General features: G+C 49.7%; 10 protein-coding genes. 4 read left to right on the forward strand and 6 right to left on the reverse strand.

The features are described from left to right. The first annotated feature begins 1,321 nt into the window (after positions 1–1,321). The 4 genes from U2W12_RS10810 (at position 1,322) to U2W12_RS10825 (ending at position 7,393) form a co-directional block, all read left to right on the forward strand. Entirely contained in the window at positions 1,322–2,344 is a 1,023-nt protein-coding gene (locus U2W12_RS10810) for an SGNH/GDSL hydrolase family protein (protein WP_326500694.1), read from the forward strand. A 988-nt stretch (positions 2,345–3,332) separates the two neighbouring features. Continuing rightward, a complete protein-coding gene (locus tag U2W12_RS10815; protein WP_326500695.1) occupies positions 3,333–4,727 on the forward strand; it encodes a cytochrome ubiquinol oxidase subunit I in 1,395 nt (464 codons plus the stop codon). An 11-nt stretch (positions 4,728–4,738) separates the two neighbouring features. After that, the gene (cydB, locus tag U2W12_RS10820; protein ID WP_326500696.1) at positions 4,739–5,752 is read left to right on the forward strand and encodes a cytochrome d ubiquinol oxidase subunit II; all 1,014 of its coding nucleotides are present in this window, start codon (positions 4,739–4,741) and stop codon (positions 5,750–5,752) included. A 444-nt stretch (positions 5,753–6,196) separates the two neighbouring features. Beyond that, complete coding sequence (locus U2W12_RS10825; protein WP_326500697.1) at positions 6,197–7,393, forward strand: hypothetical protein; 1,197 nt, start codon at positions 6,197–6,199, stop codon at positions 7,391–7,393. Between the two features lie 273 nt (positions 7,394–7,666). On the opposite strand, the gene U2W12_RS10830 is transcribed toward U2W12_RS10825, so the two are convergent. From U2W12_RS10830 to U2W12_RS10855, 6 genes are all read right to left on the reverse strand, one after another. Continuing rightward, positions 7,667–8,845 carry a HupE/UreJ family protein gene (locus tag U2W12_RS10830; protein WP_326500698.1) on the reverse strand — a complete coding sequence of 393 codons (1,179 nt, stop codon included), beginning with the start codon at positions 8,843–8,845 and terminating at the stop codon, positions 7,667–7,669. After that, the gene (locus U2W12_RS10835) at positions 8,832–9,848 is read right to left on the reverse strand and encodes a hypothetical protein (protein ID WP_326500699.1); all 1,017 of its coding nucleotides are present in this window, start codon (positions 9,846–9,848) and stop codon (positions 8,832–8,834) included. Before U2W12_RS10835 ends, U2W12_RS10830 begins: the two co-directional genes overlap by 14 nt. Before the next feature lie 361 nt (positions 9,849–10,209). Continuing rightward, a complete protein-coding gene (locus U2W12_RS10840) occupies positions 10,210–11,874 on the reverse strand; it encodes a hypothetical protein (RefSeq protein WP_326500700.1) in 1,665 nt (554 codons plus the stop codon). A gap of 280 nt (positions 11,875–12,154) precedes the next feature. Beyond that, positions 12,155–12,535, reverse strand: a complete 381-nt coding sequence (locus tag U2W12_RS10845; protein WP_326500701.1) for a hypothetical protein — start codon at positions 12,533–12,535, stop codon at positions 12,155–12,157. A 228-nt stretch (positions 12,536–12,763) separates the two neighbouring features. Further along, positions 12,764–14,164 (reverse strand): DUF6519 domain-containing protein, encoded by a 1,401-nt coding sequence (locus U2W12_RS10850; RefSeq protein ID WP_326500702.1) that lies wholly within the window; start codon positions 14,162–14,164, stop codon positions 12,764–12,766. Between the two features lie 9 nt (positions 14,165–14,173). Then, entirely contained in the window at positions 14,174–16,447 is a 2,274-nt protein-coding gene (locus U2W12_RS10855; protein ID WP_326500703.1) for a hypothetical protein, read from the reverse strand. Positions 16,448–16,454: the final 7 nt, after the last annotated feature.

A 16,454-nucleotide genomic window follows, 5' to 3' on the forward strand; every position in this document is an offset into this window, starting at 1 on the left:
GGCTCGCTGAACAAGACGCGCTTCGTTGGTTTTGTTTGATACGATAGTTTCCAACTCTACGCGCTCCTGTTGGCTCAACTTAACCACCTTAGCAATACGCCCCATCGATAACTCCTCTGTAATTTTCAGAGGATTATATATCTATCGTATTTTTATACAATTAGACGCTAGTTCCTTCCGCTGTCTCTCACCAAAATCCGCACTGATTGCCATCCATACTGAGCAAGAAAAATAACTGAAATGAGTGTAATTTTATGGGGACTGTTCCTTAAGTGTCCCACGAGAGCGTCATTGTCTGTAAAAAGGCGTTGAAGTTTTGCCAGCTTTTGAACAAAAGTGGCGTCCATTTTTGTTCAGCCTACTAGTCAAGTGTTTGTTATAGAATGTATTTATAAAATTACTATCACGCCAATTATTGTAAAATTTTCAACGCCAGTTAACACTCTGACATCGTAGTTGCCAATAGTCTAAGCAATTGATGAATTTTTAAATTACGTAATGAGCAAACTGGGTTCGACCCAAACCAGCTTATCAATTTACATCTTTAATTGCCGGTCGCGAGTTTTAGATTGGTGAAAAAACCTCATGCAATTGGTAAACATTCTTTTGACATTTCAAAAAATCTGAAAAAGGTATGAAAAATGATAGCCGGCTCCCTCATTGTCAGAATCAAATGTGCCCTCGTCCTTATTATCTTTATGTTGATACCTGTAATTCCTATCACAGTTGCGATAGGGTTGTTTATACTGATATTTCGACCTATCTGGTTTAAAAAACTAGTTGATAATGTGTATTTTGATAAAAAATGATCGCTAGTTTCCACGAGGAAAAATGAAATACATAATTTGGATAGTAGTAAATTTTGGGCTTGATCTGATGCTTTCAAAAATAAATCTCGATTGAGAATCTTACATTGACTGGCAAAAAAAGACCCACAGCGACATCCAATTGCTAATACCAGATAGCAGCATAACCACAAATAGCAGACAACTAATTTCAATCAGGCAGGAGTCAACAACGGATGTTCTTTACACATCTGGAAAATAGATTCACCTTGCAACATTAAATCCACATCATTTTCCTGTTTACTAGAAATAATCAAATGTTGATTAAAATACTCAGTAGAAAACGTTTTGTTTATGTGGTAAATAAGCACCTGGGTTAATTAGCAATATTTTCCTAAGGTAGGCTGAGAAAGATAAAGCACCTAGTCTCGTTATGATCTCAGAGGCGATTGTCCATCCTTACGATGATCGGTTTTGTTTTCGCTTATGTGAAAGTAAAAAACTAATTTCGTGGAAAGTGAAAATGAGAGGTTAATATGAAATCCGTAAAATATTTTAAATGTATAATTTGGATCATGACGGCGTCATGTATATTTTTTTCATCGGTTGCTTTTTCCCAAGTAAAAAATTTTGATGGGATTGTAGTGTTAGGCACCAGTTTAAGCGATTCTGGCAATGCTTTTGTTTTGCTCTCTGACCCGGCTGCATTTGGTTTTAGCACTGAATGCATTGGGAAAATGGGAGTATCAGCTAATGTACCGCCCTACGACCAATTGGATGAGTTCCTCGTTCCTAATGGCAGCTATGCACGAGGGGGGCACCATGAAACTAATGGCGCCACATGGATTGAACAGTTTGCACAGGGCAAAGGCTTGTCAGGTTACACCCGGCCTGCATTACAAAGCACAACGACAAAGGCTAGGAACTATGCAGTAGGCGGCGCCCGTGCAGGGGATTATCCTTGCCGTTTCAATTTGTCCGATCAATTGAATACCTACATGAGCGATTTTCCTGAAACGTCCCCTAATGCTTTGGTCGTGATTGAAATGGGGGGCAACGATGTTCGGGATGCTTTGGTTACTCAAAACCCAACGCTTATTGTGGCGGCGCTTACAAATATTGGAAACGCTATCCAAACGCTTTATGGACAAGGCGCTAGAAAGTTTCTATTAGTGAATGTTCCGGCCATTGGCGCAACACCCGCTGTTAAAATCATTGATGATAAATTTGGCGGCACAGGCGCTATTATTGCTGCTGCAAATAGTTTGGCTGAAGCATTCGACGGTGGTCTTGCTGATTTACAAAAGGGATTGAATGCTTTGCCGGGTGCTGATATAAGGATGCTGGATCTTCATGCGTTGCTTAATGAAATCATTGCCGATCCAGCATCATTTGGAATTACCAATACAAGTGATGCTTGTGTAACGCCGAATCTACCGCCATACAAATGCCAAAAACCAGATACTTATTTGTTTTGGGATGGCATACACCCCACCAAAGTGGTTCATGGCATCATGGCGCAAAGAGCCGCCGTAGTCCTTTTGGCACCAAAACCATAAGTCCTGAAAGAAGGGTTGGGCTCTTCAAGGGCTCAACCCCATGCAATCATGGAGACAAAAAGAAATACCCGTGCCTGCTTGGACACCAAATCCCTTAAGCAAGCCATTCTTTCTCATCTAGTTTATAGCCTACTAGGCAGGTTACCCGAGGAAGTGGTTTGGAAAGCAAATCCGGTGGCAATTAGTTTAAGTCGCGATAAAATGGAAGCAACTGGGCTTGTTTAGCTGCTTTTTAACGGCTTTCTGTGATACCCCGTTCCCCAATAAGTACTGTCGTGCAGATCAATTAATGGGAAACATCATCACGTCATCATCTGTCGGAAATCGTCTTGATACATAACCAGGAATATGAATCTAGTGAGGCACTGATTATTTTGACGGGTCTAACGGCCGACCGAAATAAGAAATCCCATGATTTGAATTACTTTAAGGAAAACACCCAGTATCAGGTATTTTTACCCAATCATGCCGTTAAGAGTCAAAAATTAGCCCCCACTCTGGTTGTATGCTTTGAACAACTGCAATGATCAAACTTGCAGACGCAAAACTGAAATAAGTCAAAGGCCGGTTATGGCCGAGGCTGTGTCAAAACGCAAACCTCGAAAAGCCTGTGGTTTGATAATGCCTAATTACGGGCAAAACATTAGCCTTAGTGGAGCTAATCATTGACCTAGTGCTCCTCTCAGGCTGATCGGTGGAACATTTTACATGTCAGGCAAGTTTAGTGATGAGTTTTGACACAGCCTCGGCCGAAAGTGCCAATTCATTCATAGAGCTTCTTTTTAACAGGTTTGACTACAATCAGCAGCATCGGCAGGCGGCAAAGGGATAATAGGCTGTTGAAATTGATCTAAGTTTTTTATACACAAGGCCCACAGGAAGAGCAGGTGATTTTTAAGAACCATTTTTTGGGGCTCGTAACGATGCTGATCACGTCGGAATTTGATTCAGTTTTATCCGGAAAGGGGTAAGCGGGAGAAAGATGCTTATGGAAATTTTCCAGGATCCAGTTGTTTTATCGCGCTTTCAATTTGCCGTGACGGCTATGTTCCACATATTATGGCCGGTCTTGACCGTCGGGCTCTCTGTTGCCCTGGTGATTTTCGAAGGGTTATGGCTGAAAACGGGCGATGTTGACTATTACCGGCATGCACGTTTCTGGGGAAAATTATTTGTGCTCAATTTTTCCATAGGAGTCATTAGCGGCGTTCCCCTGGAATTTGAGTTCGGCACCAACTGGTCACGCTTTTCCACGGAAACCGGGGAATTTTTCGGTAATATTCTGGGTTATGAAGGCGCCATGGCATTCATGCTGGAGGCCGGCTTTCTGGGCATCATGCTGTTCGGCTGGTCGCGGGTCCCGCCGGGCATTCATTGGCTGGCAACCTGCATGGTGGCACTGGGGGCTTCGCTTTCCGTTTTCTGGATATTGGTTGCCAATTCATGGATGCAAACGCCGGCTGGTATACACCTGGATAACCACAGGGTCGTGGTAGACAGTTATATGGCAGCCATCTTCAATAAAAGCATGGTGTGGAGCGTTTTGCACATGTGGTTTGCCTGCATGACCACCAGCCTTTTTGTTATCGGCGGGGTGTCTGCCTGGTATATTCAGAAAAGAAAGTACACGGATTTTTTTCTGAAATCATTCAAACTCGTCCTGTTAGGCGCCATTTTCGTGGTCCCTGCTCAGATCGTACTGGGGCATCTCAGCGGGATGCATATCTTTATCAATCAGCCGGCAAAAGCGGCTGCGGTCGAAGCGCATTGGGAAACCAATCAAGAAGGCCAAGGCGCGTCGTGGAATGTCTTGGCTTGGCCCAATCAGGCCGAGCAAAAAAACGACTGGGCCATCACTGTTCCGAATGTGTTAAGTTTGCTGGCGACCGGCAGCCGCCATGGCCGCGTGGAAGGGTTAAGCTCTTTTCCGCCGGAGGATCAGCCGACGGCTATTGGACTTATCTATTACAGCTTTCGAATCATGGTGGCCAGCGGACTGGCTTTTCTGGGGCTGCTGGCGGTAACATCGGTTGCATGGTGGAAAGGCGGGCTGTCTTTGGAGCGCGTTTGCAACCATCGGTTATTGCTGCGTGCCTGGATAGCGTCAATACCGCTCGGTTATCTGGCCACTGAATGCGGTTGGATTGTGCGGGAAGTCGGCCGCCAGCCTTGGGTAATCTACGGCGTGTTACGCACCCACGATGCCGCCTCGAATTTACCGGCATCCGTGGTGGCCACCACACTTGGCGGCTTTATCGCGGTTTACGGCATTTTACTGATTCTGTTTATGATCTTCGCTGCACGCATCATCAGAAAAGGACCTGATTTGAGCTTTATGCCACCTTCATCACAGCACCTGCGGGAAACGGCTGATAACGATTGAGATTCTAGATTATGGACACTGAAATTCATACACTGCTCGCTAATATCTGGTTTTTCATCATCGGATTGATCCTGTTTTTGTATGTCGTTCTGGACGGATTCGACTTGGGCGTCGGTATCCTTTCTCTTTTTACCCGGAACGACTCCCATCGCGCAATTATGATGACAAGCCTGGAAAGCATTTGGGATGCCAACGAAACCTGGCTGGTATTGCTGGGCGGCGCCCTATTCGGCGCATTTCCGATGGTATATGCCATCGCCTTGCAGGCTTTGTATATCCCGGTCATGATCATGTTATTCGCCTTGATATTCCGCGGTGTCGCCTTTGAATTTCGCCATCACGCCCGAAACAAAGTTCCCTGGAATCTTGCCTTTGGAGTCAGCAGTTTATTTGCGGGCCTTGCCCAGGGTTTTGCCTTTGGCGGCATGATCGGCGGTCTGGACATTCAAGAAGCCGGCGATCAGGGCAGCATATGGGGCTGGCTGACGCCTTTTTCGGCCATTGTGGCTTTCGGCGTAGTCACAGGCTATACCCTGCTCGGCGCCACCTATCTGATAATCAAGACAGAAGGCGCGATTCAGCTTGTCAGCATTAATCAATCCTATGTGGCCGCTATTCTGGAAATAACGCTGCTGGCGGCGGCGCTTTTCTCCGCATCCCGCTTCAGCTCTCATTTTGCCGCGCGCTGGGCCGCTAGCGAAAGCGGATTTTATTTGAACCTCTTTGTCCTTCTCGCCGTTATTGCCTTTATGCTGGTAATGCGAGCATTGCACAAGAAGCGCGAACTCAGTGCGTTTTTCTGGAGTGCCATCATTACACTGGCTTCACTCGTGGCCATGACCATCGGTTACTATCCGTATATGATTCCTGCATCCGTACTCTTGACGCAAGCCGCTTCTTCGAGCAGAACGCTGATTTTTATGCTTGCCAGCATCGGCCTGCTGATTCCCGTTATGTTGATTTATAGCAGTTATCAGTATCTGGTGTTCCGTGGCAAAGTGCATACAGATAAGCATTCGGATTGATTACAACCCACTTGATTGATGTGCGTTCTAATAAAAATCACCAAATTAATAAAAATCAGGGTAGTGAAAATATGCTTATAACGATATCTGGCTGATTTCTTGTTGGAACTTAAACAAGCCGGAAGCCTTTTGCATTTTAATGGACAGGGGTCTTAGCAGGCGTTGAATTTTTTCCAGCGATTGGCTAGTTGGTAATTTGAAAAAATTCATTTTATAACAGGTGCTTGAGTTATGATCTGGAAAAATTCAACGCCCATTTCGTTAAAAAGCGGAAAAATTTCGAAGCCGATTAACACGTTCAGATGTGAATGAGTAAAACCGACCCAAAGCAGAAGTTCATTGCTGGAAACAGCAGACATTCAATCACCGAATTCAAGTCTGGCCGTAGTGCTATCAGGTATTGGGCATCAACTCTGGTACACTTCCGCTGACTAGGGGAATCTGATGGCAATAGTTTCTTATGTGCTTGGCAATTGCCCTGGATGCGGTCGTAAAGACTCATTCGGAAATGTTGATGTGTTTGGCGGCCAGGTGGTGTTTCAAGGTTGCAAGGCGTGCGATTACCACTTGCGTGTTCCGCTGCCCAAGTTAAAGAAAAAAATCGTTTATCTCGACCAGTTTTTTTTTAGCCACGCCTTTCGTGGTCAGGAAAAACGCTTCCTAGATGCCGCCGCTCGGATTGAGCGAGCGGCGTCATTACAACTTCTTGTAGCACCGTATTCGTCAATTCATGAGGACGAAACTCACCTATGGTCAGGTCGGGACGAACTTTTCCGCTTCATGAAATCTGTCTCACGCGGACATACATTCCGGTACGCCCAAGAAGTGCACAGAGTGCAGCTACTGCGAGCTTTTGAGGCGTGGCGTGAAAATAGCCCCGCTGGTTATCAATGCGAAAAGAAAGATGCGTTACATGGAGACATTCACAGTTGGGATAGCTATTTTCGGATTGAGGTCGGGCGATATATAGGTGATGTGAACCTTATTCGTTCGCTCAAGAAAGAGTCGATCGAGGGACTCATAGGCTTATTCGACGGTTGGCGGAAACTCGGGACGACATTCGAGGAAGACCTGCTTGCGGAATATGAAGTTGCAGCCAAAGCTCACCTTGACTTTTACCTCCAATACATAGCTCGAATTGCTTCCGGAGACCATGCAGCGATGCTGGATGCGCCTGTCATTACTATGGTTGTCGAGTCAATGACGAGTCGACTTCTCCAACAAGGTACACCGGCGGGCCACTGTCTGCGCATATGCGCTCAGTTCCTAATGCAATCAGAGCACCTTAAGCAAACACCGCATCAGTTGTTGTCAGCTCGCATGCACGCCACGATGAAGTCAATGGTCAAAAGCGGAAATTTCACGAACAAGGAAATCGCGCTCAGAAAATTCAGTGGTTATTTCTACGATGTAGAGCATATATCTACGTACGCACCGTATTGCGATGCCTTTGTAATGGATCAACTGATGGCCGACTTGGTTCGGAAACCGACTGTAAATTTGGAGGAGCGCTATGGAACCAAGGTATTTAGTTTGAATAATTGGCCTGAGTTTCTAGAATGGCTTGATGGCCTTGAGCAAGCAATTACAACTGAGCACCAAGCCGCATTGGCAGTTGCTTATCCAGGTCGCTCATTCTGATCCCAACTTTTAACCTATTCCGAAGCACCAAAGGGCCTCCGATGGCCGGAATGTCGGTGAACGACGGCTAAGGGCTAAGTTTACCTCTGTCAGCTTTTGGCCGAAAAGAGGCTGTCAATGCCAGGTTCAATCTAAATTAATGCTTCAAATTGTCTGTCAAGTTCAGAGTTTTGCACTTTATAGTGCTTATTTTCTAAAACAAGGGCAAGACAACGCCTACGCCTTAATATTGAAGGGATACTGTTCTTTGTAACCAGGTTCATGATGGTGGCTTCACCGCAAGGCCGAATAAAAATAAGCCAATCCGAACAAGGAGATGATCGCCGAGCCATAGCGTCGCGCCTTTTGGCTAAAACGAGGTGTCCCGGCATCGACTCTACGCAACAGAATGAGTCCGACAAAGGCCGGCAGAACGACAATCTGGTGGCCGATTTCGACGCCAACACTGAAGGCAATAATTGCCAATGCAACACTGGCAAATGCCATACCGGACATCGCATCGAGCAGTCCGCCGGCAAATCCGAGCCCATGAAACAACCCGAAGCCGAATGCCAAAACAAGACGCGCGCCGCCATGGCTACGTTCGGGCCAATAGATGTTTTGAATAGCGACAGCCACAATGCTCGCCGCTATCATCGGCTCGACAATACTGGACGGCAGGCGGATGATATTCAACACGGCAAGGGCAAGAGTCAGCGTATGGGCCAGCGTGAACACGGCGATCACCTTGATCAGATCACGCCAACCGGTCACCGCTAGCACGAGCGCGCTCACAAAAAGAAGATGATCGTAGCCGGTAATGATATGAGCGATCCCGTGGCGTACGAACGTCCCAGCCATTCGCATCCGGTCCAGTCCGGCGTCAGCGCCGCCATCAAAAACCAAGGGCTCCCGAAAAGTAAACAGCAAGCCCTCTAGGGGCGCCTGCTCCGCCAAACCGATCCTTACGATATAACTTGCCTCCCACGGATTTCCCGGTGCAAACAGGAATTCTCGAAGCACATCCTGGCGAAACTCGATGCGTTTGGTCGTCGTTCTCTCCAGCGGATAATCCAGCCGATAGATCAGTTGGCCTGCGGACTGACGGGGAATTTCCAGTAAGCGCCCGGTGAGGGGTAGGCCATCCGCATAAACATGGAGGTGGTTGAGTAAATAGTCGCCATGCTTGCGCAGCGCCTCCGGCCCTATGGCATTCTTATCTCCGCTCAAAGCGGTAGCAACCAGGACTTCTTCCAGGGAAACCGTGGCTCGCACATCCAGTCGATCTGTGCGGACAATCACATCCATGGCGCCCTGCGAAACCGGGTGTGCCAGCGCTGGACGCACGCCGATGAACACTGACAGGAGCAGGCCAGGCAAGAACCAGGAGAGCCTCAAACATTTCATCGAACTAAAAATAAACCTTCTTTCTAACTCCGAGCCTGTGAACCCGAAAGCTTCAGCGATGAACATGAAAAGTATCGTAATGCGGATTGATTGAAACGGCTTTTTGCAAATAACGTTTTCCTTCTTCCGTTTGCCCGGCGGCTAAGTGAATCATCGCGGCATGAAAAAACAGGTGCGCATCCTGCCAGTTATACGACAAGGCCTTTTTGATTTCGTCCAGAGCCGCCGGGTATTGGCCATCCCGGAATAAGGCCCAGGCCAGTGCATCCCGGGTTGTCGCATTCTGCCGCAACTGTATGTCTTTTCGCGCCCATTTGACGGCTTGCGCGCCATCCAAGCGCGCGTCGGCATATAACGAGGCAAGATGGTGATAATACTGAACCTCGCCGCGCCGCGCGGAATCCAGGTAGACGGTAAGCGCCTTGTCATGCCAGGGGGCGGCGAGTTTGGGTTTGCCCATAAACAAATACAAGTCGCCCAGCGCATGATAAAGCTCTGGTCGTTGGGTACAGGCCATAATCTGCCGGTAAAAAGCTGACGCCGTATCGAAGTTCCGTTGCGCGCCCAACCATTCGGCCATATATTCCTGGGTCAGCCAATAGCCGGAATAGGCTTGATCGGCCTGCCGATAATGATTCCATGCCGCGTCATATTGGCCTTGGCTCAAGGCTAAATAGCCTCTTTGCAATTCCACCCAGGCAAATGAACGCATGTCTTTGGCGGAAATTCCTTCTTCCGCCTCTTGGTATAACCGGTCCGCATCGTCAAAATCCCCGAGTTTCGCTTGCAAATAAGCCAGACGGCTCAAATTATCCCAAGTCCGATTTTTCTCGATAATGTGCTGATAGCGGGTGGCTGCGGCGTTGTAGTTGCCTTCTTGCACGGTGATATCCGCCTTCAATACTTGGACTTTCGGGTCCTCGTTCATGAATGAGAGCTTTGCCAATTCGGATTTCGCCGCCTCCAGGCGATGAAGTTTCAAGTTGTACGAAGCGTGCAACAGATAAAGGTCAACCGACTCAGGAAGGCTGGCCAGGGCTTTTTCAAAAGCCGCCCCTGCTTTTTCCATATCTTGTCGCCTTCCCGTCAAGGAGCTCTTTTGGAACAAGAAATAGGCGTTTCTAAATAAGGCTTTCGGATCGGTAAGTGCCGAACCTGGTTGATTCTGTGGGTTTGAAGCAGCGGACTCAATCTTGCCTAATTCCTGTTGGTAGTCCGTGGTGGCTACTCCGTTCAGTCCGGCCAGAAGGGTAATCAAGCTGATGGTAACAATACAAAAAATGATTTTAACAAGGTGTTTTAATGCCACGGCTTGGGTGTGCGATGACTTAATAAATACTCAAAAATAGGGAAAGGGGAAATAAACTCAATAGGAAAAGTTCTAAATCCCCTCATCCTTCAATAGCAGCGTTAACAATGGCGACTGAAAATTACCAGGGTTCCGCCAGATACGGAAACTCCTTCAGGAATTCTTTATCGTTCCTGAGTGGATTAGGCGGTGTTTTCGGAAAGATCGGAGCGCTATCCCACAACGCCTGACTACCTAAGGTTTCCACGTTGCAGGGTTTTCCGCCGCAACCCTTTTCCATGTCCAGAAACAGACTCAGGAATCGGGTCGCCACCTGATCTTCAAACCGGCGGCCGAATGGCCAGGTACCGTTGGTATCCATGTCTATCGACGCGACATTGGGTATGAAAATCTCAAAGGTCCGGGGCGGCTTGATGTCCAGCCCTTTCACATTCCATGAATTGTCCGGCATGTTGACGCGCTGGAAAAAACATTTCTTCGCACGCGGAAACGCTTCAATCGCGAGTTTATAGGTTTTGTGTACCGAGATCGGAGAATTGGAATGATCGAAACAAGTCCCCAGACCCAGCGCACTGATGGAAGGACCGAATCCCCAGCCCAGATGGGCGAAACGCGTGACATAATGTTCGGAGAGCTTGATATTGTTCGCCAACTGTCTGTCGTCGGCACGTTCATTCAGCGCTGCATCAAGAAAGGGGACTCCATCCAGATCCACCTTCTTATAATCGCTGATATCATCGTTAAAGCCTGCTTCCGCGGGACTCGTAGCCTTCATCCCTTTGAACAGGCCGAAGAAAGAAAGCTCTTTTTGATCGGGAATGGCTTTGGCCTTGGCGGAAGCCTTCAATACCCAGCTCTCGCCCCAGGTTCTGACGATTCTATCCGTCTCGGGCGTTTTGGTCAGCAACTTCAGCGGCATTTCCAGTACGATGGCATTGATGTTCCTGCCGGCTTGCGCGTCTATTCCGCTATAGACAAAACGGAAGTTACCTTTTTCATCCTTGAGAAACTTGTTGCCATTCCAGGTCAGAGGGCCTTTAGGAAGGTCCTTTTTAACTTTGATCCCCAAGTCGGGATCGTTTTTGTCGAAATTGAATAGTGTGTTGCCTTCCAGTTCTATCAGCGTTTTGGGTATGGGCAACTCCCTTTTATCCTTCATTGCATTGGGAACATGATAAAACTGCGGTGCGTAGTTGATGGATCTGAAAAATCCCGGAAGATCGTTGAAGAAAGCATCATCCCTGCCTCCGATAAAAGCCTTGATGGTGTTTCCGTCCGTGGATTTGATGTCGACCACCTTGTTGGTATCGATAACTTTGGAAAAATCGCCGCCCGGGAAACCGATAAAATCGACTTTCGCCTGATTGTCTTTGTTGAAAGTCACTCTGACTTCGGAAGGTTTGAAATTGACATATTTCTTACCTACCGCCTTGGCGTAATCGAACAGTGCCGACAAGGAAACTTCGTTTCCCATTGATGGCCCGATTCTGGGATCGGGATCGAACTGGATACGGTAAAGCAGGTCGGGATCGAATACCCCGGCCTTGGGTATCGCTGCGAACGTTAAGGCCGCCACGACTTTTTCCCCGTCCGTTTTATTCTCACTGGGAAAACCGAACATATCGTATAAATCCGCAGGGCTTATCGGTATATCGGAAAAAATCGAGTTGATCGCGTTAGGATCGTTATGGTCGGCAGCACTGCTTACACCGGAAATCAGCATCCATCCAAGTAATGCAAGGCCAATTTTCTTCTTCTTTGTCGCAGTCAGGTTTGGTATTTTCATCGCTGTTACCCCTTAATATTTATTGGATTTTTATAACTGGGCACGCTTCCATACAGATAAACGGACAGACAGTAAAACCCTGCCTTTTCTACTGATAGACAGGGAATTCAAAACACTTTTCAAACAATAATAGATTTAATTTGCACCGTACCGGCTTTATCTGTGGTTGTCAATGTAATTACACTTCCTGTTAGGGTAAGGCGGCCTGGCAGCATGCATTTTGTATAAATCTAAATTCTATCCGGCACATTCTGTAGCGGTTTAATCTAAATCGACACAGTTACAGGAAGTAATCCTGGCCATGGTTATTGTCCCAATACCAAGTGTCCCAGTCGAGATTGTGGTAAAAAACGGCAAACTGAAACACCGGTTTCGGGGGCATTGGCGTTGTAACGGTGGTTTGTTTCAACAACTCTCCGAACTCTCTAATTTTCCACACCTCGACAATCGTGCCTCCTCCTGTCATCAGGGAATGTGAATAGGAGGCATGGAAATTTTTCCACACGCCATCCACATTGATGTGAAACCCGACTTCCTTGTTATAGGTCTCGTTACGCACTAAGATTTCCGCATCCTCCAGGATGTACTGAATCGTTCCGGAGCCTCTGTCGATGTGCTCTCGAATTTTGGCAGTAGCCAGCATGACATTAAAACAAAGCATTCGGATCTCCGTTGCCTTTTAAGAGGCCTAATTGATGCAATTTAAAGTACAAAACAGGCGCGCCGCGATTGGCGCATCGATGAGGGGGGCCGTTGAACGAGCGGGACGCGAACAGCGCGGCCACGATTCAATTTTTACAACGGCAGGCGGCCAACCGTTCAGTTGCCTGCGCCAAAAGCCATGAAACAAAGACCGCTGCCGGATGATTTAAATTCCCGATTCGGTGGCCTACACCCAAATCCGAGTTAAAATCCGCCGCAAATCAATCACTGTATTGGCGCCGGCGGCTCCTGTCGTCGGCCTTCTTGTCGAAGCAATAATGGCCAATGGCGCATAGTGATGGCGCACGCCATGCGGCAGCATAGGGCTGGGCTTGCCGTCCTGCTCCGGCCATTCGATGTCGCCGGTGATTTGCCGGGCGGGTATCAGCCAGTAGTCGCCGGAGCGGTATGCGTTTATTTTGGCCTCGTCCTGGGGAAAGCTGATTTGGATGCCGTCTTCGAGGTCGATCCATTGAACGTTATTGCCGATGCCGATTTCGATCGGGATGCCGTCCTGATCGCCATTGTGCTGGTCCCAGCGGCGTAAATACGGGTGCTTCGCGCTGTCTTCTCCGGCCGTGGAGACGGGAATGCCTTTCAGCGTGACTTGCCGGTTTTCCGGGTCTATCATCATGATCTGGAACAGGTTTACCTTATTGGTATTCAGAATGGCATCGTCATCGAGCACTTCGACCCAATCGTCGGGTTTCAGGCCGAAACGCTCGTCCCGGCCCAGATGCTCGAGCGTCAGAGTGGCGCCGCCAGCGATGCGCTCCAGGATAGGAAAAATAACCGCGCCGTTTTCCCTTGACCATTTAAACGTCGCGCCTTTGCCGTCGCTGTTGGACGGACGGTGGATCTCAACCCGGTAAAGCTGGTTTTCGGCGCCGCGATAGCGAGCCTTGGGTTCGACCAGACAAGGCTCGGTATCGGTTTTCGACCGGTCTTTCGCCTGCGCGGCAAGCCTGCCGGAACCGGTTTTGATGTCGTCGGCGATCGCAGCCAAAAAATCCGTATAGTTTTCCTTGAACGGGTGAGTGTTGTCATTGGAAATGATGTTACCGGACGGCACCGTCTTCAGCTTGACCTGCCAGACGATCTTTGCCCGGCTTGCGGTGTCCGGTCCGCCGAGGGCGGCTTCGCGGATCGCATCATCTTCGACAGCGCTGATATGCCGCTCCCATACGTCAAGATACACCAGCAAGGCTTGCCGTTCATTTGGATTCGCCGGTATGTCGTCGGGGTTCGGCAGATTCGGCTGATTTTTATAGGTCACGCCGTCGCCATTTTCACAAAGGATGCCGTTCACATAATAATGCCCGGCGCCGATTGAAAAGTCCTTGTTTTCGGTTAGTTTGATTTCAAAGCCGTTGCCTTCGGCAGGTCCCCAATGCGGACCTGCGACATCGCAGGCCAGACTGCGCAGATGATGTACAATGATCGACACCTGTTCGTTCCAGTCCGCATCCAGTTGCACGCGTCCCTGCTGCATCAATACGCGAGAGTAGGTTTTTTCGGGGTGAAAGGTGTCCCGAGTAAAGTCGCCTCGAAATTCGCCGCGCATGATGCTGTTTTCAAAATTTTTCATGTTGCACTCCTAATTCGATAAGATGATGCCCACGTCCAGTCGGGAAGGCAAGAATTCGTCCAGGCGGACACGCAAATTGGTTAACCTTTGCGGCTGAAATAAATCATGAAACACGCCCATTTCGGCCTGGTCGTCCGCGCCGGACTTGATTTCATCGGCGCAGCAAGCAGCGAGTTGGCAATAGGCCGGCGCCCCGTAACGGAGACTGTTATACATCGGGCGAACCCGGTCGGCTTCCTGTTGTTTTGCCGCATCAATCAGCGCCATGTCGGTTACGCTGTCGTTTTTGAGCTTTACCGCAATCGCGCTTTTGACGAGATCGGGTTGGCATTCGTAGCGGCGCGGGGTACGTGATTCCGGCGCGACATGACAGAAACGCACGCAGCCTTGCTGCCGTTTCGCTACGGTGATCCGGCCGTCGAAAATGCAGTTTTCGGCCAGTTCGATCGCGTGCACTTGCACCAAACCGAACACCGTCGCGCGCCGTATCGTCAGACAGACATGCGCGACGGTGCAGTCCGGCGCTCCGATCGCTTCGAGATCCTGTCCGGTCGCATCGATGATGCTGTCGCTGATGCAAACACGCAGCGGATCGAGGCGGACGCTGCGTTCGTTGTCCAGGCAAGGCGCCGTATCGGATGTTGATTCTTTGATGGCCGGCGCTTCGCCATTTTCTTCCACGTCCGCCAGGCTCGGATAAATTTCAATCGAACCGACGATGCAGTGCTCGATTTTGATGCAGGCTTTCGGACTGAATACTTCCAGGCTCGGTTCGGTCGGCCGCTGCGGTTCATTGTTGCAATTCAGCGACCAGCCTGGCACCAGCGTCGAATGCCGAATCGTCAACTGGCGTATGTCGCCGGATACCTGCATGCCGCGGCCGGTGATCAGGATGCCGTCCAGCGTAAAGCGGCTGTTTCTGAAACCGATCACGGTCAATGCATCGGGTTTGTCGGTCTGCCAGTCGAGCAGGCGGATCACCGGACGCCGGCGATTGGCCGCCCTGAGTTGCAGGCTTTGGTGATTTTTGCTGAAGCGGATGTTGACCGGTTCGACATAGACGCCGCTATCGACGATCTCGATTACCGAGTGCAAAGGGGCATCATCTTCCTTGGCGTCTTTGCGCCACTGCTTGATCGCGTCGCCCAGCGAGTCGAACTCGCCGCCTTTGCCGACCCGATAGAGCGCATAAACGGGCTGTTGGCTGATCGGCCGCTCATATTCGCCGCCGCCGATGTCGGCGCCGAAGCCGTAATGGTAACTGACCCAGACGCCGTTTTTCGGCGGCGAGCGCAATGGGAAGGAGATGCGGCCCAGTACCGGATCGACCGCGACTTTGCCCTTTTTCGGGAGGTAGGTCCAGTCGCTCAAATCGGCGACGATGATGTGTTCGGCAGGCACCGGGATGGGTTTTGCGGACTTTCTGCCGCTCACGCCGAGCCAGATTTGCAGGCTCTTGCCGTCGCCGTAAAGCGCTGCTTTTTGTTGCTTCAACAGGCGCCGCCGAATCGGCACCGGCAGATTCAGTTCGCCGGCGATCGTGGTCGGATCGGCTTCGCGTTCGGGGTTGACGTAAAGCGGGCTGTCATTGCCGAGCACGCTGAAAGTAAACACGTTCGGCCCGACCGACTCGACGCAATAAGCCGGCGTTTGCGTGACCGGATACGACTTCAAGCGCCAGACGAAGACCCCGACGCTCGGGATGTTGTAACGGCCCTCACTGCGCCGCGAATTGATCCGGCGGATATCGACCGTATGCGCGCTTTGGTCAAAGGGACCGTCCAGCAAATCCAGCGCCGCGCTGTTGCGGACATCGACCGTGCGGCCGCGGTCAAGATGCAGGTGGTTGATGGGTTGGCTCCAGGCCAGCAGGCGATAAAACTCGACCGCCCGCGCCGGCCAGCCGGCGACGTCATTGGCTAATAACTCCAACAAGGCCAGTGCGCCTTTACGACGGCGGTAGCGGATCGTATTCGCGACTTCCCGGCGCGGATACAGGATTTGATTGCGGCGCTGTGCTTCAGGGCTCGACCCTGTGGAAGGCTCGCCGGCCTCATGCACCGGCTCGTAGCCGATCAAGTCGCCGATATAGGGCACTACCCAATCTTCGCAGGTCTCGATAAATTCGTTTTCGTACAGACCGGCAATGTCGTCCTCGACCAGGTTGACCTGCTCGGCGATCACACGGAGCAATGCCTTGAGAGGCTCGCCCTGCTCGGCATCGCGTATTCGATAAATGGCGGGGAGCAACTCGTATAAGCGGTCTATTCGGGTATCGTTCATGACTTTC

The sequence above is a fragment of the Methylomicrobium sp. Wu6 genome (assembly GCF_035916875.1).
Taxonomy (GTDB): Bacteria; Pseudomonadota; Gammaproteobacteria; order Methylococcales; family Methylomonadaceae; genus Methylomicrobium.